Below are 23146 nucleotides of genomic sequence, written 5' to 3' on the forward strand. Positions count from 1 at the left end.
GGAAGGATTGCGCCGCGGGTATCTCCAGCTTCGGACTCGGTGTGCCATGCTGGCCCCAGCCTCAGGTCGCGGCATCAGCGGAATCAAAGGGAGAGGCGCCTTGCAGTTCACTCGTTGGCGGCTCACTCTTACCCTCGCGCTGCTCCTGGGCGTGGGGCTACCCGCTGCTCCACCCGCGGCTGCAATGGTGATCTTGGGCGGTGGAGCCGCCATCGTCGTTGACGGCAACAGCTACTGCACGCTGACCACGATCGGACGAGACCGGGCCGGTGACGTGGTGGGCTTCACCGGAGCGCAGTGCGGAGGACCAGGGGCAGCCGTCACGGTCGCGGGAACAGACGCCACCGTCGGCACCGTCGTCGCCGTCAACGGCGACCTTCGCTACGCGGTGATCAAGTTCGACGTGCCCGACCTGATCCCGGTGTCTGACTACGCCGGTATTGCGATCAACGGTTTAGGCCCAGAACCGCAGTTCGATTCGCTCGTATGCAAGTGGGGACCTGCCGACCCTGGTCTCTGTGGTCGCATCACTACCCCCTTCGGGCCACGGGTGAACCTGTTGGCGCAATTTGACCACGGTGACGTGGGCGCTCCGGTAACCATGGACGGCCTGCTGGTCGGCATGGTCTACGCGGGCGGAGTGACACTGGGCAGCAGGTATTCGCTTCCGAGGGCGCTCACGTACTTGACGAAATTCAGTGCGATTCTCGACGATGTCAACGCCGGCGACGGGCCGGGCAGCGGATTCATCCCCATCGGCAGCTGACGCAGCGGTACGGCGGCCGGACACGTCAGCACCGGTAGATCCGTTCGGCATTGCCGGCGAACAGCTTGTCCCGTGCCTCGGCCGGCAGCCCGGCGGTGACGGTCGAGTACGTCTGCCAGAGCTGCTGCAGTGTCCCGCGCAGGCCGTCTACGGGGAAATTGCTGGCAAAGCAACACCGGTCCACGCCGAAAGTAGCGATTGCGTACTCCAGCCATGGTGTGAACGCCCCGGCGTTCATCGTCCCGAGCGGCATGGCCAGTCCGGAGAGCTTGCACATGACATTGGGACCGACATCGGCCATCGCCCGCAGCCCCTGCTGCCACCGCCGGTACTCCGCTTCGGAATCGTCACACGGCCAGCCGGTGTGCTCGACGACCACGAGCAGATCGCCATGGTTGCGTAATCCCCGTGCCGCGGCCGTCAACTGATCCGGACGGGCCATGAACTCGAAGATCAGGCCCCGCTCGGCCAGCGCATCGAGCACCTCATCGGCCGGCAGCGAGTCCCGGTCCGCGCCCATTCGGCGGACGCCGCGAAAGCGTGACGCCGCAAGTTGGGTGTCCAACGCCTCGATGGACTCGGACACCGATTCGGTTGACGGCAGGCCGCCGATGATGGCGTCCGGCCCGCCGCCCTCGTCGGCGCGTCGGTCGAGTTCCAGCGTCTCGTCGACCGAGAACCAGTCCGTCGCCGCGGCCACATTGACGACCTTCTCGACATTCCAGTCGCCGGCCTCGGCGGCATAGTCGGACATGTCGAAACGACGGGCCATGGCGCTGACGTCGCCCATGTCGAGGTCTGCCTGCTCGGCCGACGGCGTCAGATAGGGATACCAATCGGTGCGAGCCGGATCCCACAGGTGGACATGCGCGTCGACAATGCGCGCGGGTCGCGGCGTCTCGGCGGTCATCGGGGTTGCACCACTTCCTGAAGGGCCGTGTCGAACCACGGCGGGACGTCGGGCCCGCCGAAACTGATGCTGCCGACCGGCCGGGGGTGGTTGCGCAGGCCGAACCATCCCTCCCCGGTGACCAGTTCGGCGCCGGCCAGATCACCGGTGAGCTGACTGCACAACAGATGAGCGATCAAATCCGCAGGGATGGCATCGGATTCGGCGCTGATGGTGAACGGCAGGACCAGCCCGTCGGTGGCCTGGCGGCCGGCCCGCGCCAGCTGGGCGGCTGCCTGGGCTCGGCTGTGTCCACCGGTGGTGGTGGCGTCGTGCAGGCCCACCAGCCGTATCGGGCGGTTGGTGGCGATCGCGAGGTCGGCTACCGCCCGGCTCCATCGGGCGTCCCGGTGGATCTGCGCCACGATGTCACCGTGCTCATCCAGGATGCGCTGCCACCTCGGCGCCGCCGCTGTGGACGGCGTGCTCGATGAGGCGATGACGACGGCGTCGAGGGCGGGGATGCCGGCCAGCCCCGCAGGCTCGTCGACCGTCGTCACCGAGACACCCCGGCGCCTCAGGGCCCCGGCAACGGCCGAGGCCACCGCCGGCGAGTCCGCGGCCACGGCACAAGTGTGCGTGGCGGGGCGTGGTAGTTCGGCGGGCGCGGGCTCAGCGAGGATCGACCCGAATCGGGCGTTGCCGCCGCCACCGGTGATCTGGTGAGTCTCGGCCGGTACCAGCGCAATCGAGGTCGCGGCATCGAGAAGGTGGGGCAGGTCGGCGTCCCGGACCACCTCGATCAGTCTTGGCTCGTCGATCACCGCGATCTCCGACCCCGCAGCGAACAGCACGCGACCCTGGCAGGTGGCGAAGTCGTCGGCGACCAGATGCGCGGCGAGCGCGCCGAGGTCCTCCGGGGACGGCATGGCGGCCAGTGACAACCCGCCGGTGACCGATGTCGAGGTCTTTGCCAGTGCAGCGGCCACCATCCGGGTCGCGGCGATGGGGGAGATGGCATTGACGGTGACACCGTCGGGCGCGTGCCGCCCGAGCTGCCAGGTGAGCGCCGCGACCGCGCGTTTGGCGCAACCGTAGGCCCCGGTATCCGCGGAGCGCCAGCCGGACCCGGACGTGACACCCAGGATGTGTCCCCGGCCGGCGGCGGCCATCAAAGGCATTGCCGCACAGAGCACATTGCGGTACCCGTCGAGGTGGACCGCGAGCACATCCTGCCAGTCGCGGGAGCTTCCGGTGGTGTAGCTGGTGGGGCGGCTGATGCCGGCGACGTTGACCACCGCATCGAGACCGCCGAACTCATCGGCCAGGTCGGTGAACAACTTCTGCAGCGCCGCCGCATCGGTGACCGAGACTCCCGAAGCGCGGGCAGTGCCTCCGGCCGCAATGATCCGGTCGGCGGTCGTCTGTTCCGGTGCCGGCAGGGTCTGGGATCCGTCCAGCGAGACCAGCGGATCGAGGGTCACCACGAGATCACCGGCCCGCCCCAGCGCCTGTGCGATCGCGGCGCCGATCCCGCCACCACCGCCGGTGACGGCGACCACCCGTTGCCGGTCGGTCACGCCAGGTCCAGGCCGGCCAGGTCGCCGGCGGCGAGCCAGTTCTCCAGCAGGTCCCGATAGGCGAAGTAGTCGCCGAAACCCTTGCCGTAGTTGGTATCACGCGCGCGGGTAGCGCCGGGGTCACCCTCGTTGTTGAGCCGGGACGGCGTACAGGCGGACATCACGCCGCTCGGATCGACGAACGTGTCGACTATCTGCTTGATCCAGTCGGCTTCGGCGTCGGCCCGTACATCGAAGACGGTCGCGTCGCGCTTGGTCAGCAGAGCCACCGTTCCGGCGACGAATTCAGCTCCGAGCACCGCGAGTTGGGTGTAGTTCACGGTCACCACCGATTGCTGGCCCGGCGCCGGCATGACGAACATATTGGGGAAGCCCTGACTCATCATTCCGAACAGGCTGGCGGCGCCGTCGGCCCACTTCTCGGCCAGGGTGATGCCGTTGCGGCCGATGATGTCGTGGCCGACGCGGCGCGGCAGGGGTGTCACCTCCGCCTCGAAACCGGTGCCATAGACGATGCAGTCGACGTCGAACTCGCGGCCGTCGACCACCGGACCGCGCTCAGTGATCCGCTCGATACCGGCAGGGCAGCTGATAAGAGTCACGTTGGGCCGGTTGAAGGCGTCGAAGTACTCGTCGTGGAAGCACGGGCGCTTACACAGGTAGCGGTAGTAGGGCTTGAGCTGCTCGGCGACCTCGGGATCGGTGACCAGTTCATCGATTCGGCGCCGATGCTCCTCCATGATGTCGAAATCGAGTCTTTCGGCGTTGAGCAGGAACTCGGCGATGCCGGCGCCCGGGATCCGAGGTGGATTCTGCACCGCGGCATAGTATTTCGTCCATCCATCGTCGGTCATATCGGTATCCACCGGCCGGCCCAGCATGATCGACTGAAAATTGTCCATCCGCCGCTTCTGCCAACCGGGCGCCAGACCGTGCCGGAAATCGGGTTCGGTCGGCCGGTTGTCCCGCGCTCCGATCGCCGACGGGGTGCGCTGGAACACGAATACCTGCCGCGCGGCCTCGGCCAGCGGCGGGAGGACCTGCAGTCCGCTGGCGCCGGTGCCGACCAGCGCGACAGCCTTGTCGGCGAGTCCGGTGAGGGGGGCGCCGGGGGCGCCGCCGGTGTATCCGTAATCCCAGCGTGCCGTGTGGAAGGCCTTTCCGGCGAAGTCGTCCATCCCCGGAACCACCGGCAGCTTCAGGAGGTTCAATATGCCGGCGGCCACCACGTAGTGGCGGGCGGAAAGCAGGTCGCCCCGGTCGGTGTGTATCGCCCATCTGCCGGAGTCCTCATGCCACACCGCACGCTGGATCCCGGTGTGGAAGAGCGCATCGCGCACCAGGTCGAACCGGTCGGCGACGGCCTGCAGGTGCAGCCGGATCTCTTCGCCGTAGGCGTAGCGCTGGGTCGGGATGTAATCGAGTTCCTCGAGCAGGGGCAGGTACTGATAGGACTCCACGTCACACATCACGCCCGGGTAGCGGTTCCAGTACCAGGTGCCGCCGACTCCGCCGGCCCGGTCGATGATCCGGATGCGCTCGACGCCGGCCTTGCGTAGCTGAGCTCCCGCCAGCAGCCCGGCGATCCCGCCGCCCAGGATCACGACATCGGGATCGTCCTCGACCGGTTCGCGCTCGCGCCAGGCGGTGAAGGGGTCGGTCAGGAAACCGGCGAGTCGCCGATCGTGGGTCATGTCACGGATAGCGGCCCGTCCGGGCACCAGGCGCTTGTCACGTTCCGCGCGGTATTTGGCGTGTACGGCTTCGAGGTCGAACGACATGACTCCCTTTCGGCGGCATCCGCACTGGGTTACAAAGTTCGTCATTAATGTAAACCAAGTCTTGCTGGCATGCCTAGCATTGATTGACACAAGCAGGTGTGTATGTAAACAGGAGTGCGAGGAGTTGTGATGCCACGGGTGATCTTCGGTGACAACGACGACGTAACCAGACCGTTGGCGCTCCTGGTACACGGATTTCCGGATACCCCGCACACATGGCGGCACCTCGGCCCGGTGCTCGCCGCCGCCGGCTACCGGGTGGCGGCACCCTGGCTGCCCGGATACCGCAGCCCCGCTGCGGGTCCGGTCAGCGTGGGAACCTATGTGCAGCACATCCTCGCCGAACGGTCGGTGCACCGCGGTGACCAGCGGACCGTGCTCATCGGGCATGACTGGGGCGCCAATGCGGGATACGGCGCAGTGTCATCGGCCCCCGCAGCGTTTCGCCGCTTTGTGGCACTGGCCGTGCCGCCGACGGCCGCACTGGGCGCTGGCATCTTCTCCTACGCCCAGCTCAAGCGATCCTTCTACATTTGGTTCATCCAGCAGGCCGGGCTCGCGGAATCAGTGCTGCTGGAACCGGGTTTCTGGGAGTCCTTGTGGTCGGACTGGTCGCCCGGCTACGACGCCGGAGAGGACCTGGAGATGCTGCGCCGCTACATCGGACCCGAGACCATCGCGGGCGTGCTCAGTCCGTACCGGGCATCCTTCAATGCGGCGTTCATCGACCCCGGCGCCGTGTCCGAGGCCGCAGCGACACTGACCGTGCCCCCGATACCCACGCTGTGCCTGCACGGCCGCCGCGACGGCGCGATCGGGGCCGACCTGCTCGGTGACGTCACGTCGCATCTACCCGCCGCGGGATCAGCGTTCCGGATGGTCGAGGGGGCGGGGCACTTCCTGCACCTGGAGCGTCCAGCCGAGATCGCCGCCGAGATCCTGGCCTGGCTAGCGGCCGACTGAGTTGCGCCGGCGGCGCGGTTCGAGGCCGGCGGCATGGCGCAATTCGGCCAGGAAGCTGGTGCGGTCGCCGCCGCCGACCAGGTAATGGCACACGGCAATGCGCACGACGGCGGCCGCGGCGATATCGGCATTCTCGTCGGAGAGCACCCGGCGCATACCCTCCTCCATGATCGGCAGTACCCGCACCATCTGCGCGATCGAATATTCGGGCTCCAGTTCGACCAGCATGGCCAGCGAGTGCGAGAACTGATAGTCGACGATGAACTCCAGTGTGGCATTGACTCGGTCGATGCCACGTAAACCTGCTGTGGCAGCAGCCATTCCAACTGCAAAGTTGTCCTGTTCGTAGAGCGCGAAGGCGTCCAGCAGGCCCTCCTTCGACCCGAAGTAGCGATAAACCGTGGGCCGGGACACGCCTGCAGTGGCGGCCACGTCCAGGATCTGCAGCTTGCGGCGGCCGCAGCGGGCCACCACCTCGAAGGTGGCGTCCAGGATCCGTTTGCGGATGGACTGCTCGCTCTCAGCGGGCACTCCGCCACCACCTCCTCGAGTGGTTTACACATAGCCATTGAAATGTCACACTGCCAGTACGCACCTGCTGGCAAATATTGAGTCCATGTTAGGACCTGAGCGCGTATTGGGGTGACATCCGATGACGGATCTGGTGGTGCGAAAAATCCGTTGGGACTTCGACGCGACGGTGCCCTTTCTGTGGCAGCCGGCCAATCCCAACTTCGGGATGTTCTGTAACGCTTTCACCTTCATCGCAGTACCGTTCGAGCGTTACCTGATCAAGGCGCTCCGGCAGGCGCAGCCGGACTTCGACCGCTCACCCGCGGTTGCGGCAGAGGCCGACGCATTCCTGCGGCAGGAGGGCCAGCACGCTGCGGCGCACCGCAAGCACATGGCGGCACTGATCACCCAGTACCCAGGGCTGGAACGGGCCTACGTGGATGCCACCGCAGCGTTCGACGACCTGATCGACGGTCATCCGGTGCAGTTTCACGCCTGCTATATCGCGAATCTCGAAGCCACTTTCACGCCGTTGTTCAAAGTGATTCTGGACAACCGGCATTCGCTGTTCGCCGGGTCTGATCCGCGGGTCGCCGCGTTGATGACCTGGCATTTCGTCGAAGAAATCGAGCACCGCAGCTCTGGGCTCATCCTGTGTAACCACCTGACGCCCCACCGGTGGTACCGGGCTCGGCACATTCGCCACACGTTCCGGCATATCAGTGAGATAGCCGCCGCGATCGGGCGCACCATCGATGAGGTAGTGCCCGCCGAGGAGCGGGTGGTGTCGGCAGAAGAGCTCATGTCGGCAGCGCTGTTGGTCAACGAGTTCAAGTTCCGCGGGCCCGGCGGGCACCGCCGTAGGACCCGATTATCCGGGCCGCCAACGCTGTTCGGATCAGTGCCCTCCGGTGATCTGACGCGGATGGTCTGGCGGCTGGCGCTGTCTCAGATGCCGTATCACGATCCGGCGGATCAGCCGTTGCCGGACTGGGCGGGCACCTGGATGTCCGAATACGACAACGGTGCCGACATGACGGTCTTCTCCGCGGAATGATCGCCGTTTACGTTCAGCCATCCGTATGTCACAGATAAGAGGTCGAGGTGTGAGCCCGAAACCGGACAAGCCGACCGTGGCGGTCATCGGCGCGGGCCCGGGCGGCATCGCCATGGGTACCGCGCTGGCCGCCGGCGACTACGAGTTCGCCATCTTCGACCGCAATGACGGATTCGGTGGCACCTGGCGCAAAAACACCTACCCGGGAGCAGCATGCGATGTGCCGTCGCATTTCTATTCGTTCTCGTTTGCGCTCAACCCCTGGTGGAGCAAGACTTTCGCCAACCAGCCGGAGATCCTTGCCTACCTGGAAGCGGTGGCCGACGACCACGGTCTGCGCAGTCACCTGATCCCGAACACCAGCGTGAGCACACTGCGGTGGTCAGATGCCGACGGATTGTGGTTCGTACACACCGACGACGCGCGCACCTACCAGTTCGACGTGGTGATCAGTGCGGTCGGCATGCTCGACGTCCCCAACCTCCCGGACATCCCCGGGGCGGACAGCTTCCGAGGGCGGATATTCCACTCCTCGGCATGGGATCATTCCCGCTCCACCGCCGGGGAGCGGGTCGCATCGATCGGTACCGGTGCCAGTGCGGTTCAGTACGTTCCGGCGATTGCCCGGGAAACCGAGCACCTGACGGTCTTTCAGCGCACACCCATCTGGGTCGCGCCGCGGCCCGACGAACCGTTCACGCCGGAGCAGCAACAGCTGTTCGCGCGCCATCCCGAGGAGGCCCGCAAGCTCCGCAACGCCGCATGCGAGCAGTACGAAATGGCCGACTTCGCCGAGAATGCCCGCCAAACAAGGGATTCCACCGAGATGGCGCGCAAGTACCTGCACCGCAAGATCGCGGATCCGGTGCTGCGGGCGAAGCTGACTCCGGACTACCCGGTCGGGTGCAAGCGCCCGCTTCTGTCGGCGGACTGGTGGCCCACCTTCACCTTGCCCAACGTGACCCTGGAAACCTCGCCCATCGTCGAGTTCACCACCGACGGATTGCGCACCGCCGACGGCGCCGAACACCCGGCCGACACTGTCATCTACGGAACCGGTTTCCGGGCAGCCGACTACCTGAGCAGTCTCGATGTTGTCGGCCGCGGCGGCGCACGCCTGCGCGAGGTCTGGAAAGACGGCGCCGAGGCTTACCTGGGCACCGCAATCCCGGGTTATCCCAATCTGTTCACCCTGTACGGCCCGAACACCAACGGTGTCACCTCCATCATCCACATCCTGGAGGTCCAGACGGCCTATGTGCGGCAGCTGCTGGACTCGATGTCGCAACGCCGTCTGCGCAGCGTCGAGGTGCGACGCGAGGTGCACACCCGCTACAACGCCGAAATCCAGGCCGCGATGCAGGGCAAGGTGTGGCTGGCGAACTGCAACAACTACTACCGGCACCCGAGCGGCAAGATCGTCACCCAGTTCCCGTACAGCGGCATGGCGTTCGCGGATCTGCTCCGAACGGTCCGCCTCGAGGACTACCACTTGTCCACCGCCGACACGACACTGACCGTCATCTGACGAGAGGATCTCGAGTGCGCGCCCTTCACCACACCGCGATCGTCACCGCCGATATCGACGTGTCGCTGCGGTTCTGGCGGGACGGGCTGGGACTGACCCAGCTGCTCGACCACACCTTTACCGGGGATTGGAAGACATTGTTCGGCGCCGAAACCGACACGCTGCGTTCGATCTTCCTGGGCGACCAGGCCCACCCGGAAGCCGGGATCGTGGAACTCGTGCAGTTCCTCGGTGGAGCGAGCGTCCCTGGTGCCGGCGATCCGGACCCGGGTCCGCCCCGCGCCGGCTTCTTCCTGGTCTCGCTGCAACGTGACGTGGAAGCGACCTTGCCGGCGTTGGCGGCGCTGGGATTCAGCGAAGGAGTGCGACGGATATCCATGCCGGCACCCGGCGGGAAACGTGTGGCAATGGCGGTCATCACAGCACCCGACGGCGTTCTCGTCGAACTCATCGGAGCACCCGAATGACCGCGGTCGTGGTCGGGGGAGCGTCCGGTATCGGAGAGGCGGTGGTGAGCCGACTGCGCTCGCAGGGCCTGACGGTCACCGTGTGGGATCTCCACGATGCCGACTTCATCTGCGATATCAGCGATCCCGGCGCGGTCAGCGCAGCCATGGCGCAGACCGTCGAGACGGTGGGCTGCCCCGACCGGTTCATCACCTGCGCCGGAATCGGCGCGTCCGGACTGCTCCTCGAGCAGCCGCCCGAGCAGTGGAAGCGCGTGCTGGACGTCAATCTGACCGGGACGTGGCTGGCGATGCGCGCGGGCGCCGCGGCGATGATCGACGCCGGAATCGGCGGGTCGATCATCGCGGTGTCCAGCATCAGCGGAACGCTGGCGGACCGAGATATGGGCGCCTACTGCGTATCCAAAGCCGGTCTGGACATGCTGGTGCGGGTGGCGGCCGCCGAGTGGGGCGCACACGGGATCCGGGTCAACGCGGTGGGTCCCGGGGTCACCCGTACCCCGATGCTCGCCAGACCGGAGCAGCTACCCGGCTGGGTCGAGGGGCTGACCGAACGGACCGCGCTGGGAAGGCTCGGGGCCGCCGATGACATCGCCGAGGCGATCCTGGGCCTGCTCGAGATGTCCTGGGTGACCGGTCAGACGCTTTTCGCCGATGGCGGTTTGGCGCTGCACAGTCCCATCGACGCCTATGGGCAGATGCAAAGACTGACGAAGAAGGAGCAGCCATGACCTACGACGTCGTCATCCGGAGCGGCACCGTCATCGACGGCACGGGGCAGCCCGGCCGGACCGCAGATGTGGCGATCAGCGACGGGGTGATCGCCGCAGTCGGACGCGTCGACGAGGGCGGCCGCCGGGAGATCGATGCAGATGGCGCCCTCGTCACGCCCGGATTCGTCGATATCCACACCCACTACGACGGGCAGGTGACCTGGGACAATCAGCTGCAGCCGTCGTCGACGCACGGCGTCACCACCGCGCTGATGGGCAACTGCGGCATGGGATTCGCGCCGGTGCGGCCCACCGACCACGACCAACTCATCGAGTTGATGGAAGGTGTCGAAGACCTGCCCGGCCCGGTATTGCACGAGGGGTTGCCGTGGACCTGGCGCAGCTTCGAGGAGTATCTGGACGCCGTCGACAGCCTGCCGCACGATATCGACGTGGCCGCCCAGGTCACCCACGATCCGCTGCGGCTGTTCGTGATGGGGCAGCGCGGTGCCGACCGGGAGGCCGCCACGCCGGACGATATCGCCGAGATGGCGCGGCTGGCGGCCGCCGGAATCCGGGCCGGCGCCCTGGGATTCAGCACCTCGCGCACCGAATGGCACAAGACCAGCCGTGGCGAGCAGACACCATCGGTACGGGCCGAGTTGAACGAACTCGTCGGCATCGCCAAAGCGATCGGGGAAACCGGAACCGGGGTATTCCAGGTGGTTTCGGATCTCAAGGGGTTCGACCACGAGATCGCGGTGATGTACGAGATGATGCGGGTGTCCGGGCGGCCGCTGTCGCTGTCGGTGATGCAACACGAGGCCGGTGACGGCTACCGTCGCACCCTCGCGGCCATCGAGCGGGCCAATGCCGAGGGACTGCAGATGACCGCGGTCGTCGCCCCACGTGCCATCGGGGTGCTGGTCGACTTCCGCGGGACCTACAACCCGTTCGTGCTGTCCCGGTTCTTCCGTTCCGGACCCGACCTGCACGATCCTGCGGTGAAACGTCGCGTCTTGGCCGAGATCTCCGACCGCGGGGGTCTGCGGGCGCCGTTGGACACCATCTTCGAACTCGGTGACCCGCCGAACTACGAACCAGCGCCGCAGGATTCGGTGGCGGCTCGGGCCGCTCGGGCCGGCGACGATCCGGCCGAGGTGCTCTACGACATCATGCTCGCCGGCCCGGCCTATATGCCGGTGTTCAACTATCACGGCGGCAATCTCGACGTGGTGCACGAGATGCTCTCGCACCCTAACGCGCTGCCCGGGCTCAGTGACGGTGGCGCCCACGTCTCCACCATCTGCGATGCGAGTTTTCCGACCACGCTGCTCACACACTGGGGGCGGGACCGTCTCGACGACCGGTTCGACGTGGCGTGGTTGATCCAGCGACAGACCCGCGACGCGGCCCGCATGGTGGGACTCAACGACCGCGGGGTGCTCGCACCGGGCTATAAGGCCGACGTCAACGTCATCGACTTCGACAATCTCACCGCACGGGCGCCACGACTGGTCGCTGACCTTCCGGCCGGCGGCCAGCGGGTCCTCCAGGCGGCCGACGGCTATTTGCACACCATCGTCAGCGGCATCGAGGTGTACACCAGCGGACAACACACCGGTGCGCTTCCGGGCCGGCTGGTCAGGGGAGCGAGGCAGGTGTGAATACGCCGTCGTTGGGGGTGCGTCGCCGGTCACTGAGCGGACATGTCGCCCAAGCCCGTCATTGACCGGAGTCCAGACTCCCCTTAGACTCCCGATACTGATAACGCATGTTGTCAAAAGTGGTCGATGATGACTGGGAGTGCGCGCTCGTGACTCAAGACATGTCGGAAACCTGCCCCGCGGCCAGCGAAGCGCCGATCGCCGCCGGCTGTCCGGTGAGCAACGGCGGCTACGACGCACCCCCGATTCCGCTGGGCCCCGACTCGCTGACCTGGAAGTACTTCGGCCAATGGACCGGTCTGTTCCAGGGGACGTGGGCCGGTTCGATGCAGAACATGCACCCGCAACTCGGTGCCGCGGTCAAGGACCACTCGATCTTCTTCATGGAGCGCATCCCGCGTCTGATGCGGTCGATCTACCCGATCGGCGGCGTGGTGTTCGACGGCTACCGTGCCCCGCAGACCGGCGCCGAGGTCCGCGACTACCACATCGGCATCAAGGGCGTCGACGAGCAGGGGCGCCGCTACAGCGCGCTGAACCCCGACGTCTTCTACTGGGCGCACGCGACCTTCTTCAAGTCGACCCTGCTGGCCGCCGAGAAGTTCGCCGGCGGACTGACCGAGGCCGACAAGCGGCAGCTGTTCGACGAGCACGTGCAGTGGTACCGGATGTACGGCATGAGCATGCGCCCGGTGCCCAAGTCCTGGGAAGAATTCGAAGAGTACTGGGACCACATGTGCAACAACGTCCTGGAGAACAACTGGGCGGCCCGTGAGGTCATGGACCTGTCGACCATGCCCAAACACCCGTCACTGGAATGGATTCCGGATTGGTTGTGGGCGCAGAACCTCAAGGTCATGCAGCGCTTCCTGACGTTCATGACAGTGGCCCTCTACGACCCGCCGGTGCGCGAACTCATGGGCTACACCTGGTCCCCGCGCCAGGAGCGGGTGCACGGGTATATCTGCAAGGCGATCACCTTCGTGTCCAGGTACGGTCCCAAGCGTGCCTTGATGCATCCGCGTAAGCGGTCGGCGCTGGACCGGGCGTCGGGTCGCCTTCCCGTGGACGCACCGCTGGTGCAGACCCCGGCGCGCAACCTGCCGCCGGTCGAGTACCGCAACGACCCGCACTTCTACTGCCCGAAGGTCGACTGACCCACGTCGAAGTCGCTCGGGCTCAGGCGAAGCGGCCCGGGTTCGCCGCGACAGCACGGTGCAGCGTCGGCCGGTCGGCCCGATAGGCCTGTACGACGGGCGCGAGCTCATGCGGACTCGCCCCATGCATGATCACCGAGTGCACGCCCAGGTCGAACTGCCGGGCGATGGTGTTCGCACAGTCGCGGGCCGATCCCGCGGCCACCGACGCCAACCATTCGGCGGGAATCAGCTCGGCGATCCGCTGCAGCGTCTCGTATGACGCGCTGGCGTCGATAGGCCCGGCGGTGGCCGCATCGGTGAACAGCTCGGACTGCCGGATTCGCTCCCACACGTGCGGATCCCAGCCATTGGCGGAGACCAGCACATCGGGATAGGCCTGCAAATAGGTCGCCAGGCGGCCGACCCCGCGGCGCAGTTGATCGTCCTCCGACAACGAGTCGCATACCGTCGCCAGGCAAGCCCAGATGCGGATGCTGTCGGGATCGCGGCCCGCGTGTTCGGCGCCCCGCCGCACGGCCGCGACCGAGGCGGCGGTCGCCTCGTCGGAAAAGAAGGTGTGCAGCACAACGAAATCGGCGATCTCACCGGCCAGTTCCATCGTCTTGGGACCGACCGCCACCAAGCCGATCGGTGGCCCCGCGCCCAAGCCGTTCGCGTGGCGCAGCATCGGCCACTTCCCGGCCGGGCCGTCGTGGTTGAGGATCAGCTCGCCGGCCCAGAGCCGGCGCAGGATGGAAAAGAAGTCACGCAGCCGGGCCGCGGTCACCACCGGCAGCCCCATCGCCTGCCAATAGCCGGCCATTCCGCGGCCGAACGCCATCGCGAAACGACCCTCGGTCAGTGCATGCATGGTCGACCCCACGGTCGCGGTCACGGTGGGGTGGCGAGTGTGGTGGTTGGTCGACGGGGCGATACCCAGGCTGGAGCTGCAGCCCGCCACGGCGCCGCTGAGCACCGCCGGGTCTTTCACGGTGAAGCGTTCACCGATGTGGCAGGAGCCCAGGCCGAGCGCCTCCGCCTCCCGGGCTTCCGGCAGAACCACGCGGGCGTCCGCGGGGTGTCGGGTGACGGCGTAGTAGCCGAGCTCGTTCAGTTGCACGTCAGTGCCGGCTGCGCTCGACGGGGCGGTGGCCTGCGGTGCGGCGGCGCGATTCATTTCGCAATTACACTACGTCGAGTAGCGTTATACAAGCGAGCAAGGCTGCGCGTCAGCTGTTCAGCGACCACACCGCGTAGTTCAATGCGGTCGCGAACAGGATCCAGCCGAAATACGGCACCATCAGGAGCGCTGCGCCGCGGTGGACCTTCCAAAACGCCGCGATGGTGACTGCCACGGCGACGTCCAGGAGCAGGATGTCGACCAGGGCCAGGCCGCGCCAGCCAAGCCCGAAGAACATCGGCGACCACAGCAGGTTCAGCGCCAGCTGTACGCCGTAGGCGATGATCGCGGGGTTTGTCCACCGCGGATCTGCGCGCCAGACCAGCCAGGCCGCGACCGCCATCAGCAGATAAAGGGCGCTCCACACCGGACCGAACAGGTAGCTCGGCGGCGCCCAGGCCGGTTGGGCGAGCCTTCCGTAGTCGGCTGCGGCGTCAGCCGAGGCGACACCCCCGAGGGCCGCGACGACGATGACCAGCACAAGCGAGACCAGGAACGCGGCGAGGTGCTGAGCACTCGGCTGGTGTGCTTTCGGCGAGATCGTCTCCATCGCGCCAGCGTAGGCGGAATCGGCCCAGGACGACAGGTCACGGCTCGCGCACGGTCAGCACAACCTTCCCGACCGTCTCGGAAGAGTCGAGCAGCTTGTGGGCCTCGGCTGCCTCGGTGATCGGGACTTCGGCGGCGACGACAGGCGCCACCGCGCCTTCGGCGATCATCGGCCACAGCTGCCGCCGCAGTTCGGTGATGATCTCGGCCTTGGAGCCGCGGCCCTGCTCGGGACGGCGCCGCAGATTGGTCACATGCACCGATCCCCGCTTGAACAGCAGCGCACCGAGATTCAGTTCGGCTGTGGCGCCGCCCTGCAACCCGATGATTGTCAGGTGACCGTTCTCGGTGAGGGCCTCGACGTTCTTGGCCAGATAGCTGCCGCCCATGATGTCGAGGATGACGTTGGCCCCGGCGTACTCGGCGTTCACGACCGCGGGGAAATCCTGCTCGCGATAATTGATCAAGGTCTGCGCGCCGAGTTCGCGGCAGCGCTCCAACTTCGACTGCGACCCAGCGGTCACCGCCACATTGGCGCCAATCGCTCGGCCCACTTGGATGGCATGCGTGCCGATTCCGCTTCCGCCACCGTGAATCAACAGTGTCTGACCGGGTTCGAGGCCACCGACCATCACCACGTTGGACCACACCGTCGCGGCGGCTTCCGGCAGGGCGGCGGCCGCGGTGACGCTGACCCCCTCCGGTACGGGCAGCACCTGGGTGGCCGCCACGTTGACCCGCTCGGCGTACCCGCCGCCGGCCAGTAGCGCGCACACGGCGTCGCCGGGTTCCCAGTCCGAGACTCCGGCACCGACGTCAGCGATCACACCGGAGACCTCGAGTCCGGGGACCTCGCTGACACCCGGCGGCGGCGGGTAGAAGCCCATGCGCTGCATCACATCGGCCCGGTTCACGCCCGCGGCCACCACATCGATGGCCACTTCGGCAGCACCCGGTGGGGGAAGGTCGTCGACGTGGGCCCACTCCATTACTTCGGGATCACCAAAACCGTTGAGCGTTATGGCATACATCCAAAACTTCCTTCCCCCGGTGAGCGCAGAACGTCGTGCGTACTCAATTGGATCTCACGTGGCCGTTGTCGGTCGCTGCTTCATCATCCGTCTCCGGTGTGTTCCAAGTTGTGCAAAGTGGCCAGTTCGCTGGCGCCGGCCGAGCATCCGGGGAATCCTGGGGAGATGACCAAGCGCATCCTCAATGTCGTCTCCAACGTCGCCCACTACGACGACCCCGCCGAGCCGACCGGGTTGTGGCTCTCGGAGCTGACGCACGCCTACCACGTCTTCGCCGAAGCGGGCTACCAACAGACGATCGTCAGCCCGAAAGGCGGACCGTCGCCACTGGAGCCGCGTTCGCTGAAGTTCCCCAACTTCGACAAGAGCGCCAAGGCGTGGAAAGCCGACAGCACGAAGATGGCGCTGTTGGCCGGCACCGCATCGCCAGAAGACATCGACTCGGCGGACTATGACGCGATTTACTTCACCGGCGGGCACGCAGTCATGTATGACTTCCCGAACAGTGAAGGACTGCAACGCATCACGCGTGAGATCTTCGAGAACGGGGGAGTGGTGTCCTCGGTCTGCCACGGCTACTGCGGCCTGCTCAACACCACCCTCGCAGATGGGTCGTTCTTGGTCGCCGGACGAAGGCTCACCGGCTTCGCCTGGTCGGAGGAGGTTCTGGCCCGCGTCAACAAACTGGTGCCCTACAACGCCGAAGCGGAGATGAAGAAGCGCGGCGCCCACTACGAAAAGGGCCTGATTCCATTCGCCTCGCACGTCGTCGTCGACGGCCGGTTGGTCACCGGCCAGAATCCGGGCTCGGCCAAGGCGACGGCCAAGAAGATCGTCTCCGTACTGGGGAAGTGAGGCCCTCGCCCGTCCACGCGCTCGCCCGCCAGTAAGGTTCCAGCGTGGTGGCAGCCAGCAAAACCGTCCTGCTGACCGAGGAATTCCGAGAAGCGCTGGGGCTGCTGGCCGCGGGCCGAAATCTCTTCCTGACCGGTAAGGCCGGCACCGGTAAGTCGACGCTCATCCGTCACTTCATGGCCACCACCGATCGCAACGTCGTGGTGGTCGCGCCGACCGGGATCGCCGCGCTGAACGTCGACGGCCACACCATCCACCGCCTGTTCGGATTCCGGCCCACCACAACGCTGTCTGATATCGCCGGCGGGGAGTACCGGCCGGGGCGCTTCACCAAGACACTGGCCAAGCTGCAGACGCTGATCATCGACGAGGCATCGATGGTGCGCGCCGACGTGTTCGACATGATCGCGGAAGCGTTGCAGCGGTTCGGCCCAGACCCGGGCACGCCGTTCGGCGGCGTCCAGGTGGTGTTGGTGGGTGACCTCTACCAGCTGCCGCCGGTGGTCACCGAGGGTGAGCAGCACTACTTTTCGACGACGTATGAGACCCCGTACTTCTTTTCGGCGAACACCTTCCGCCGTGCGGATTTCCCGAGCGTGTCGCTGACGACGGTGTTCCGCCAGCTCGGCGATGACCGGATGACCGCGATCCTCAACGAGATTCGCGAAGGCGTGTTACTCGGCCATGCCAAGCAGCGCCTGGACGCCAGGGTGGACGCCGACTTCGTGCCGCCAGACGACGAATTCTGGCTGACGTTGGCGCCCACCAACAGGCTGGTGACCGCCCGCAACCGCCAGCAGCTCGAGCGGTTGCCCGGCGAGGAGATGGTGCACCGCGCCAACGAATCCGGCGACCTGTCCCTGTTCGACAAGCCGCTGGACGACGAGTTGCGCTTCAAGGTCGGCGCCCAGGTGATGATGCTCAACAACGATCAGGCCGAGCGCTGGGTGAACGGCTCGATCGGCCGCGTGGTGGGGGTGGGCTACGACCGCCACGGCGCCGTGGTCGAGGTCGAGTTTCCCGACGGTGGCATCGCCGAAGTTGCCCCGTTCACCTGGGAGGCCACCCGCCCCGTGGTCGACGGCGGGACTTTGCGTCGCGACGTCGTCGGCACTTTCACTCAACTGCCGTTCAAGCTGGCGTGGGCGATCACGATCCACAAGAGTCAGGGTCAGACCCTGGAGCGGTTGGTGGTGGATCTGTCCGGCGGCATGTTCTCCACCGGCCAGCTTTATGTGGCGTTGAGCCGGTGTACCTCGTTGGCCGGGCTTGTACTGAAACGCCCTGTGCTGCCGAAGGATCTGAAAGTGGATCGCCGGATCGCCCGGTTTCTGCGCGTCTCGGCCAACAGCGACCGGGCGCGCCGCTACTGCGCGATCGGTCTGCTCACGGTCGGCGATGAAGGCCGGATGTCGCGGCCGCGCCCGGTGGAACTGGCGGTGGCTTTCGACGACGGCACGGCCGTATCGACACTGATCAACCCGCAGCGGGATCTGGCCGACGCCCGCCAGGCGTATCGGATCGGGGTGGCCGACGTGCTGCTGGCACCCACGCTGCGGGAGGCCTGGGCGGTGATCGCGCCGATGCTGGCCGGGTGCACGCCGGTGGGCGTCAAAGTCGATGAGATGCTGGGGCTGATCGACTTCGAACTCAAGCGACTGGGCCTGGTGGCTCCGATGCCGCTGGGTATCGATCTGCGGGGCACAAGCGTCACCGGTGACACGGCGCTGCAGCGTGCCAAGGCCGCGCTCGAGCGCCTCGACACCGCCGACCTGGACGCCGGCTCGTCGCCGTTCGAAGATCCCGACGAGAGCGACGCCCTATCGGGAATCCTGCTCAGCCGCGATCCCGACGTCACAACCCCGACCGCAGAACACCTTCCGGCCCTGTCCGCGCTGCTGCGGATCAGCCGAGCCCTCGGAGCGGTCCTGCTGGGCGCCAGTCCCGTCGATCAGGTGTCGCCGGCGGGGGAGACCAGTTGGGAGCAGGCGGCTCGCCAGGCCGCCGCCGACCAGCTGCTGCTGGCGGCGGACCGCACCCGACTACCGGATGAGGTACTGGCGCGCCTGCGAGACGCCTTGGTGGCGCTGGGTTCCGGCCACCTGGCGGCCGGGCTCGCTCAGACGCCGTCGACGATCGACAACATCGACACGGTGCTGGTTCCCGGTGCCCGCATCTGCTTCACCGGAACCGCGGTCGACGGCGACGGCCGGGTGGTGGATCGCGACGAGATGGAGCGGCTGGCTGCCTCGGCTGGGCTGGCGCCGGTGCGCTCGGTGACCAAGACGCGATGTGAGGTGCTGGTCATCGCCGAAGCGGGCACGCAGTCCGGAAAGGCCCGCAAAGCCCAGGACTACGGGAAGCCGGTGTTCACCGTGGACGAGTTTCTGGGTTGGCTGGCGCGCCGGTGAGCGGGGAGTGCGCGGACCTCAGTCCAAGTCCGCCAAGGCTTTCCGGGCGGCTTCAAGCTCGGCTTCGAGCGCGGCCACCCGCGCGGCATGCTGGGAGCGCGCCTCGTCCATCAGCGCCTCGATCGGTGCGAACAGCTCCTCGTGCAGTTCCTTGGCGGCCCGCGACACCGCGGCGGCCGCGACGGCGAGGTTACGCACCAGATAGCTGCTGCCCTGCTTGATCTCGGCGTGCCACTCGCCGTCGGCCGTACCGGTCACAGTCAGGGTCAACTCGAGAGTCTTGGCCTTCTTGCCGGCCGACTTCTTCACCGGCTCCTTGGCCTCGGAGGCAGCGGGCGCGGTGTCGGGGGCCGGTGTGGTGTCGGCGAACGAACCCATCCCGACGGTGTCGGGGGTGGCGGCCGGGGCTTCGGGGGCGAACGTGGGTGCAGTCATGATCGTGGCGACCTCCTTGCTGATTCGTCGCCCGCGGCGGCGGGCAAGCTCACCACGTATTAGAACACACGTTCGACAAAGCGGTCGAAGCCGCCGCTCAATCCCTCGGCGCCGGGGTCATCGAGGTGACGTAGTAGGTTTCCTGCCCGGTGGGATAGCCGCCGCCATCGGTGGCGATGTGGACGTGGTCGTAGTGGTTGGCGGTTTCGTTGCCGTAATCCGACGTCCAGTTGCCGCCGCCCACTCCCGGGTAGATCTTCTGCCGCCAGATCACGTGGTTGACACCCCAGCGTTGGGCGTTGGCCAGCGCATAGCCGGCGATCTGGTCGCCGAGCAGAATCCCGGCCTCACTGTGGTAGTCCGGGATCATCACATCGATGGCCAACCCGTCGGGATGCCATCTCAGTGGGTCCTGGCGATACCCGTAGATGGTCTTGATCTCCTGAAACAGCACGCCGATGGTGCGGGCCGCCCAAATGGTCTTGACCTGCAGCCCGTTCTCCGGCGCCACCCCCGGGGGCAGCGGGAAGGTGAATTGCTGACCTTCGGTGGGCATCGGCACGCTGGCCGCCAGTGCCGCGGCCTCCGCGGGGTTGGCGATGCGCATCCCCCCGGTAGACGGCGGCGGAGGTGCCGCCGGCGCCGACGGAGCCGCTTCGGCGGTCTCGGTGGGCTTGGGCGCCGGCTCGTGGCTGCTCTGGGCGTAGATGAGGGCGGCCGAGACCGCCAGCGACGTCAGAATGGCCAGGCTGCGACCGCAGAACCTGGCAATCTTTCGTCCGTCCACCAAGAGCACTTTAGTTACTTCTCGCTGGATAGCACGGGACCGGTGCTTTCCTGTGGTTACCGAGTCGGATAGTCCGGCGTCCAGCGGGACTGCCGGACGGCCTCGGCTATCGCGTCGTCGGAGGCCGCCGGCGCGACGCCGTCACGCACCGCCTGGAGGGCTACCGCGGTTGCGATACGGGTGGTGATCCCGGGCAGATCCTCGAACGCGGGCAGCAGCGGCTGGTCGGCGTCGACCAGGGCGGGGGACGCATCGCCGAGGGTGGTGGCGGCAACCCGCATCATGGCGTCGGTGACCCGTGACGCCCGCGCGGCCGTGACGGCCAGCCCGATCGCCGGGAAGATGTAGACGTTGTTGCACTGCGCGACGCGACGGGTGCGCTCGCCGTGTCGGATCGGGGCGAAGGGTGATCCCGTGGCGATCAGCGCGCGCCCATCGGTCCATTCGTCGAGCTCCGCAGGGTGTGCCTCGGCCCGGCTGGTGGGGTTGGACAGCGGAAAAATGATCGGACGGTCCGTCTTGGCCGCCAGCTGTCGGACGATTCCCTCGGTGAAGGCGCCGGCCACCGTCGACAGGCCCAGCAGGATGCCCACATCGACGTGCTGCACCACGTCGGCCAGCCTGCGACCGTCCCAGCCGGCCACCCGAGCTGCGGATTGAGCGAAGCGGCGCTGGCTGTCCGAGAGGTCCGCACGGTCATCGGTCAGCAGCCCGTTGACGTCAATCGCCCAGATCCGTTCGGCGGCCTCGGTTTCGGAGAGTCCTTCGGCGACCATCTGCTGGCGGATCATCTCCAGCACGCCGACGCCCGCCGAGCCGGCGCCGAGCATCACCACCTGCTGCTGAGACAGCGGGCGCCCGGCGGCGCGGACAGCGCCCTGCAGCGCGCCAAGGGCTACGGCCGCCGTGCCCTGGATGTCGTCGTTGAACGTCAGCAGCCGATCCCGGTACCGCATCAACAGCGGCAGCGCATGCGTGGTGGCGAAGTCCTCCCACTGCAGCAGCACGTAGGGCAGTTCCTCATGCACGACGGTCACGAAGTCGTCGACGAAGGCGTAGTAGTCCTCGTCGCTGATCCGGCGATGGCGCCAGCCGAGGTACTGCGGATCGTGGAGCAGGTCGACATTGTCGGTGCCGACGTCGAGGATGATCGGCAACGTCCGGGCCGGATCGATCCCGCCGATCAGGGTGTACAGCGAGAGCTTGCCGATCGGGATGCCCATGCCGCCGATACCCTGGTCGCCCAAACCCAGGATGCGCTGTCCGTCGGTGACGACGATGACGTCCACCTCTTGTTCCGGTCGGTTGCGCAGCACCTCCCGCAGCCGATCGCGATCCGGGTAGGAGACGAAGAGCCCGCGCGGGCGCCGGTAGATCTCGCTGAACCGCTGGCACGCATCACCGACTGTCGGCGTGTAGACGATCGGCAGCATCTCCTCGAGATGGTCGCGCAGCAGCCGGTAAAACAACGTCTCGTTGCGGTCCTGTAGCGCCCGCAAGTAGATGTGCTTGTCCAGGTCGTCATGCCGCGTGGAGAACTCGGCGTAGGTGTGGGCGGCTTGTTCGGCGATGGTTTTCACCGCAACCGGCAGCAGACCCAGCAGGCCGAGCTCGCGGCGCTCGTCTTGGCTGAAGGCGGTGCCCTTGGTGGTCAGCGGATCGAACAGCAGAGCCTGGCCCCGCCGTTGCCGCCCCCTAGCCGTCACCGTGTCACCTCTCTCATCTCAGCCGACGCAACTGCGGCTGCCCTTCGTCGCACAATAGAACGGTTCAGCGGCCCGCACCGGCCGTGACTCCCGATGTGCCCGGCGCTAACGCCCCGCTCGGTCGATGCGTCTGATCAACCGAGCGGTGGCGGCTTCGGCGGCGAGTCGGCGCGCGGACTCCTTGCCGCGGCCCTTGGCCCGGCGCAGAGCCGAGCGGATGGTGATGCCCCGTTCGTAGGCCTCCACCACGCGCGGGTCGACATAGGAACTGCGGGCGACCGCCGGGGTGTTGCCCAGTTCCTCGGCGACGCAGCGCATGACTGCAGCGACCTCCCGACGGCGGACGGTTTTAGAGGTCGGCTCGTTCGCGGCGGCGAAGCTCTCGGCCGCCAGCACGGTGCCATGCCAGGTGCGCAGGTCCTTGACGCTGAACTGCTCATCGGTCAGCTCCCGGAACCGCTCGTTGAGGTCGTCGGCTCGGACCTCGCACCAGCCGTCGGAGGTGCGGTACACCAGCAGCCGCGGAAGGTCGGTCGGCGCGCGCAGCAGTGCTCGCACCGCGCGCACCACCAGTGGATCGTCGACGGAAACGGTGCGCCGCACGCCGCTTTTGGCCGGATAGTCGAAGTCCACGCAACCGTTGCGCATCCGGACGTGGTCACGCAGCAGGGTCGCCAGCCCGAAACTGCCGTTTTCCTGGGCGTACTCCTCGCCACCGGCCCGGAAATAGCCCCGGTCGATGAGCTGCTGGGCGACTGCGAGCACCCGATCGCGTTTTAGGCCGCGACCGCGCAAGTCGGCGAGTACATCGGCGCGCCAGTCTGGCAGCAGGCGGGCCAGGGTCAGAACCCGGTCGTACTTCTCCTCGGATCGTTCGGCCTGCCACTGCGGGTGATACAGATACTGACGACGTCCGGCGGCGTCTTCCCCGACGGCCTGGATGTGCCCGTTGGGATAAGGGCAGATCCACACCTTTCGCCACGCCGGTGGGATGGCCAGCGTCTTGATCCGGGCGAGCGCCTCCGGATCGTCGACCGGGCGTTGCCCGTCGGTGTAGGAAAAGCCGCGGCCCCGACCGATACGGCGCAACCCGGGGCCAGCGGTATTGCTTCTGCGCAGCCTCACGGCA

The 23146-nt window shown here is 66.9% G+C and carries 21 protein-coding genes; 10 read left to right on the forward strand and 11 right to left on the reverse strand.

Translation table 11 applies throughout. The annotated features are described in order from the left end of the window. Positions 1-100: 100 nt before the first annotated feature. On the forward strand, positions 101-766 hold the full coding sequence (locus tag ABW16_RS19510; protein WP_131721533.1) for a chymotrypsin family serine protease: 666 nt from the start codon (positions 101-103) through the stop codon (positions 764-766). 25 nt (positions 767-791) lie between these two features. Here ABW16_RS19510 and ABW16_RS19515 read toward each other — a convergent pair whose 3' ends face one another. The 3 genes from ABW16_RS19515 to ABW16_RS19525 are packed head-to-tail and all read right to left on the reverse strand — an operon-like array spanning position 792 to position 5016. Then, entirely contained in the window at positions 792-1676 is an 885-nt protein-coding gene (locus ABW16_RS19515; RefSeq protein WP_047320843.1) for an amidohydrolase family protein, read from the reverse strand. Then, positions 1673-3235, reverse strand: coding sequence for an SDR family NAD(P)-dependent oxidoreductase (locus ABW16_RS19520; protein WP_047320844.1), 1563 nt, complete (start codon positions 3233-3235; stop codon positions 1673-1675). The genes ABW16_RS19515 and ABW16_RS19520 overlap by 4 nt, the downstream gene beginning before the upstream one ends. Continuing rightward, a complete protein-coding gene (locus tag ABW16_RS19525) occupies positions 3232-5016 on the reverse strand; it encodes a flavin-containing monooxygenase (protein ID WP_047320845.1) in 1785 nt (594 codons plus the stop codon). The genes ABW16_RS19520 and ABW16_RS19525 overlap by 4 nt, the downstream gene beginning before the upstream one ends. Positions 5017-5145: 129 nt before the next feature. Here ABW16_RS19525 and ABW16_RS19530 point away from each other — a divergent pair, with 129 nt between their 5' ends. After that, positions 5146-5979, forward strand: coding sequence for an alpha/beta fold hydrolase (locus ABW16_RS19530; RefSeq protein WP_047320882.1), 834 nt, complete (start codon positions 5146-5148; stop codon positions 5977-5979). Here ABW16_RS19530 and ABW16_RS19535 read toward each other — a convergent pair. After that, positions 5965-6510, reverse strand: coding sequence for a TetR/AcrR family transcriptional regulator (locus ABW16_RS19535; protein WP_047320846.1), 546 nt, complete (start codon positions 6508-6510; stop codon positions 5965-5967). The genes ABW16_RS19530 and ABW16_RS19535 overlap by 15 nt on opposite strands. Positions 6511-6631: 121 nt before the next feature. Between ABW16_RS19535 and ABW16_RS19540 the strand changes: the two genes are divergently transcribed. The 6 genes from ABW16_RS19540 (at position 6632) to ABW16_RS19565 (ending at position 13081) form a co-directional block, all read left to right on the forward strand. Continuing rightward, entirely contained in the window at positions 6632-7549 is a 918-nt protein-coding gene (locus ABW16_RS19540; RefSeq protein ID WP_047320847.1) for a metal-dependent hydrolase, read from the forward strand. A 49-nt stretch (positions 7550-7598) separates the two neighbouring features. Next, complete coding sequence (locus tag ABW16_RS19545) at positions 7599-9077, forward strand: flavin-containing monooxygenase (protein WP_233424820.1); 1479 nt, start codon at positions 7599-7601, stop codon at positions 9075-9077. Between the two features lie 14 nt (positions 9078-9091). Further along, positions 9092-9544 carry a VOC family protein gene (locus ABW16_RS19550; RefSeq protein WP_047320849.1) on the forward strand — a complete coding sequence of 151 codons (453 nt, stop codon included), beginning with the start codon at positions 9092-9094 and terminating at the stop codon, positions 9542-9544. After that, positions 9541-10275 (forward strand): SDR family NAD(P)-dependent oxidoreductase, encoded by a 735-nt coding sequence (locus tag ABW16_RS19555; protein ID WP_047320850.1) that lies wholly within the window; start codon positions 9541-9543, stop codon positions 10273-10275. Before ABW16_RS19550 ends, ABW16_RS19555 begins: the two co-directional genes overlap by 4 nt. After that, positions 10272-11924: an N-acyl-D-amino-acid deacylase family protein gene (locus ABW16_RS19560; RefSeq protein WP_047320851.1), complete on the forward strand. Its 1653-nt coding sequence runs from the start codon at positions 10272-10274 to the stop codon at positions 11922-11924. Before ABW16_RS19555 ends, ABW16_RS19560 begins: the two co-directional genes overlap by 4 nt. Before the next feature lie 161 nt (positions 11925-12085). Beyond that, the gene (locus tag ABW16_RS19565) at positions 12086-13081 is read left to right on the forward strand and encodes an oxygenase MpaB family protein (protein ID WP_109519683.1); all 996 of its coding nucleotides are present in this window, start codon (positions 12086-12088) and stop codon (positions 13079-13081) included. 22 nt (positions 13082-13103) lie between these two features. Here the strand turns inward: ABW16_RS19565 and ABW16_RS19570 are convergent, their stop codons facing one another. Genes ABW16_RS19570 through ABW16_RS19580 form a run of 3 tightly spaced genes read right to left on the reverse strand, consistent with a single transcriptional unit; the run spans position 13104 to position 15823 of the window. Then, the gene (locus ABW16_RS19570; protein WP_047320852.1) at positions 13104-14240 is read right to left on the reverse strand and encodes a TIGR03857 family LLM class F420-dependent oxidoreductase; all 1137 of its coding nucleotides are present in this window, start codon (positions 14238-14240) and stop codon (positions 13104-13106) included. 52 nt (positions 14241-14292) lie between these two features. Further along, on the reverse strand, positions 14293-14793 hold the full coding sequence (locus tag ABW16_RS19575; protein ID WP_047320853.1) for a TspO/MBR family protein: 501 nt from the start codon (positions 14791-14793) through the stop codon (positions 14293-14295). Between the two features lie 37 nt (positions 14794-14830). Beyond that, positions 14831-15823 carry an NAD(P)H-quinone oxidoreductase gene (locus ABW16_RS19580; protein WP_047320854.1) on the reverse strand — a complete coding sequence of 331 codons (993 nt, stop codon included), beginning with the start codon at positions 15821-15823 and terminating at the stop codon, positions 14831-14833. 165 nt (positions 15824-15988) lie between these two features. Between ABW16_RS19580 and ABW16_RS19585 the strand changes: the two genes are divergently transcribed. Then, the gene (locus tag ABW16_RS19585; protein ID WP_047320855.1) at positions 15989-16678 is read left to right on the forward strand and encodes a type 1 glutamine amidotransferase domain-containing protein; all 690 of its coding nucleotides are present in this window, start codon (positions 15989-15991) and stop codon (positions 16676-16678) included. A gap of 44 nt (positions 16679-16722) precedes the next feature. After that, complete coding sequence (locus tag ABW16_RS19590) at positions 16723-19089, forward strand: AAA family ATPase (RefSeq protein ID WP_047320856.1); 2367 nt, start codon at positions 16723-16725, stop codon at positions 19087-19089. Between the two features lie 18 nt (positions 19090-19107). On the opposite strand, the gene ABW16_RS19595 is transcribed toward ABW16_RS19590, so the two are convergent. The 4 genes from ABW16_RS19595 to ABW16_RS19610 form a co-directional block, all read right to left on the reverse strand. Then, on the reverse strand, positions 19108-19467 hold the full coding sequence (locus ABW16_RS19595; protein WP_047320884.1) for a DUF6319 family protein: 360 nt from the start codon (positions 19465-19467) through the stop codon (positions 19108-19110). A 154-nt stretch (positions 19468-19621) separates the two neighbouring features. Continuing rightward, positions 19622-20311: a hypothetical protein gene (locus tag ABW16_RS19600; RefSeq protein ID WP_052957013.1), complete on the reverse strand. Its 690-nt coding sequence runs from the start codon at positions 20309-20311 to the stop codon at positions 19622-19624. A gap of 56 nt (positions 20312-20367) precedes the next feature. Next, positions 20368-21978 (reverse strand): NAD-dependent malic enzyme, encoded by a 1611-nt coding sequence (locus ABW16_RS19605; protein ID WP_047320885.1) that lies wholly within the window; start codon positions 21976-21978, stop codon positions 20368-20370. A 144-nt stretch (positions 21979-22122) separates the two neighbouring features. Beyond that, positions 22123-23142, reverse strand: coding sequence for a DNA topoisomerase IB (locus tag ABW16_RS19610; protein ID WP_047320858.1), 1020 nt, complete (start codon positions 23140-23142; stop codon positions 22123-22125). Positions 23143-23146 lie beyond the last annotated feature (4 nt).

The sequence above is a fragment of the Mycolicibacter heraklionensis genome (genome assembly GCF_001021505.1).
GTDB lineage: Bacteria > Actinomycetota > Actinomycetes > Mycobacteriales > Mycobacteriaceae > Mycobacterium > Mycobacterium heraklionense.

Bases quoted from the DNA above. Each gene is read 5' to 3' on its own strand.
- ABW16_RS19555 (WP_047320850.1), top strand. From the start codon at position 9,541: ATGACCGCGGTCGTGGTCGGGGGAGCGTCCGGTATCGGAGAGGCGGTG.
- ABW16_RS19515 (WP_047320843.1), bottom strand. From the start codon at position 1,676: ATGACCGCCGAGACGCCGCGACCCGCGCGCATTGTCGACGCGCATGTC.
- ABW16_RS19560 (WP_047320851.1), top strand. From the start codon at position 10,272: ATGACCTACGACGTCGTCATCCGGAGCGGCACCGTCATCGACGGCACG.
- ABW16_RS19575 (WP_047320853.1), bottom strand. From the start codon at position 14,793: ATGGAGACGATCTCGCCGAAAGCACACCAGCCGAGTGCTCAGCACCTC.
- ABW16_RS19530 (WP_047320882.1), top strand. From the start codon at position 5,146: ATGCCACGGGTGATCTTCGGTGACAACGACGACGTAACCAGACCGTTG.
- ABW16_RS19585 (WP_047320855.1), top strand. From the start codon at position 15,989: ATGACCAAGCGCATCCTCAATGTCGTCTCCAACGTCGCCCACTACGAC.
- ABW16_RS19525 (WP_047320845.1), bottom strand. From the start codon at position 5,016: ATGTCGTTCGACCTCGAAGCCGTACACGCCAAATACCGCGCGGAACGT.
- ABW16_RS19580 (WP_047320854.1), bottom strand. From the start codon at position 15,823: ATGTATGCCATAACGCTCAACGGTTTTGGTGATCCCGAAGTAATGGAG.
- ABW16_RS19540 (WP_047320847.1), top strand. From the start codon at position 6,632: ATGACGGATCTGGTGGTGCGAAAAATCCGTTGGGACTTCGACGCGACG.
- ABW16_RS19565 (WP_109519683.1), top strand. From the start codon at position 12,086: ATGTCGGAAACCTGCCCCGCGGCCAGCGAAGCGCCGATCGCCGCCGGC.
- ABW16_RS19570 (WP_047320852.1), bottom strand. From the start codon at position 14,240: ATGAATCGCGCCGCCGCACCGCAGGCCACCGCCCCGTCGAGCGCAGCC.
- ABW16_RS19595 (WP_047320884.1), bottom strand. From the start codon at position 19,467: ATGGGTTCGTTCGCCGACACCACACCGGCCCCCGACACCGCGCCCGCT.